Annotated in this window: 2 protein-coding genes and 1 pseudogene; all 3 read right to left on the bottom strand. The window is 41.3% G+C overall.

Annotated elements, in window-relative coordinates; genetic code table 11:
- Window positions 1–83: 83 nt before the first annotated feature.
- Complete coding sequence (locus PSI23_RS21340) at window positions 84–422, bottom strand: hypothetical protein (RefSeq protein ID WP_273556954.1); 339 nt, start codon at window positions 420–422, stop codon at window positions 84–86.
- A gap of 4 nt (window positions 423–426) precedes the next feature.
- Window positions 427–603: a hypothetical protein gene (locus PSI23_RS21335; RefSeq protein ID WP_273556953.1), complete on the bottom strand. Its 177-nt coding sequence runs from the start codon at window positions 601–603 to the stop codon at window positions 427–429.
- A gap of 353 nt (window positions 604–956) precedes the next feature.
- A pseudogene (locus PSI23_RS21330) lies at window positions 957–1545 on the bottom strand (hypothetical protein); the annotation flags it as partial.

Here is a 1545-nt window from a genome sequence, read left to right as displayed (position 1 = left end):
GATTTTACATTGGTCAGACTGGCGACGACGGCATCAATACCGGGCGCAACAATGTCACTACCGCCGCCGGGGAGATCATCGGCTTACAGAGCAATTACGGCTGTAGTATTATTATCAATGTGGGATTGCCAAATTTTTTGTTTGTGATAGACCAACGCTCCCAGAGGGTAAGGCTGTGCATCGCTGTTCCATTGAGCAGCACCAAAGGTCTGCATTTCCCCTACGGCTTCGGTGATATCGTGAAAAATGCCGTTCATCTTTTCACGTTCAATATTCATTGCGGTGGGATCTTCGTTTGGATCAAGTCCATATCCACTACCATAACCTTGTGCATAGGAAACAGCACCATCAGCTTGAACTTCATCAGGAATAGAAAATCTATCTCCCTGAGCTGCAAAGGGCACTTTAAATGTTTTTGTCATGGTATTAGGCTCCGAAGTGGCTGTTGAAAAAATTGGCATGTGAATAGCCAAAGCCAAAGATATTACTGACACCGCTTTCAGCTTGGCTTAATGTGGCAATTTGTTTTTCCCTGATTGGGATATCAGGAAACACATTATCTTTTTTCGGTGCCTTATCAGGTTTGCTATCTTGAGTATTCATATTTAACCCTCATTTAATCAACAAAGTACATTGCTAAATAATATGAAGGCGGTTGGTCATTTCCGCCTATAAACATCAATAATTCGGTTTATCAATACGGAAGAATCTATTTAGTTGTTTCTCAATGAATAGATTAGACATTCATGCGTCACATTTTATAACATAAAAATGATATTCAACACCAAGAAAACAACTAATAAAATTTATTTCACAATTAATAAAGCATCATATTTAACTGGCAAGTAATGTACAAATAGACTTGAATAAGAATTTATAGTTCCTTAAAAAATACAAAAACAGTTTACAATAACTTTTTTTATTCTCGGAAAACTAACAGGCAAGTTTTATATAATTCAGAGAACCCATACCTTGGATACTTTGGCGTTATTCCCTTGATATACACACCGTAATGTTCTGCCATTATTTTCTAATCGCAAATGCGCATATCCGCTACTTCCAGATGTAACCCCCATAGTTGCCCCGTCTTCGGGAAAAATCGCCAACGTAGTATAATGACCGTCTGTATCTTGAAAAAACATAAAACGCCCCCTGCAATCTTGGCTGAGTGATGCAGCTTGACCATCAGTAATCCCCGATCCGTTATAAACAAGCGTTGTTCCCCCTCTGGATTTGAGATATCGGCTATCACTCTCCCCTCTGGTATAACATTCTCCCCTAACCGCATAATTCCCGGCAGGCTGGTAATTCCCTTTGGGTTGATAACTTCCGGCTGGTTGATAATTCCCACGTGGCTGATATTTATCATCAGACTCCCTTTTTGTGTAGCTTTCCCCGCGAGCGGCGTAATTGCCTGCAGGCTGATAACTACCTTTAGTACTACAGCCGTAATTGCTCTGTAAGCCGATGATCTCCCCGGCGGCGGTAGTGACATTGTTGCGCCCGGTATTGATGCCGTCGTCGCCAGTCTGACCAATGTAAAAT

Origin of the sequence: Xenorhabdus yunnanensis, assembly GCF_028598805.1 — a bacterium.
In the GTDB taxonomy this organism is placed as follows: Bacteria; Pseudomonadota; Gammaproteobacteria; order Enterobacterales; family Enterobacteriaceae; genus Xenorhabdus; species Xenorhabdus yunnanensis.
The sequence above is the reverse complement of the archived record's forward strand: the minus strand, read 5'-3'. Positions and strand labels throughout refer to the sequence as shown.

Bases quoted from the DNA above. Each gene is read 5' to 3' on its own strand.
- PSI23_RS21340 (WP_273556954.1), bottom strand. From the start codon at position 422: ATGACAAAAACATTTAAAGTGCCCTTTGCAGCTCAGGGAGATAGATTT.
- PSI23_RS21335 (WP_273556953.1), bottom strand. From the start codon at position 603: ATGAATACTCAAGATAGCAAACCTGATAAGGCACCGAAAAAAGATAAT.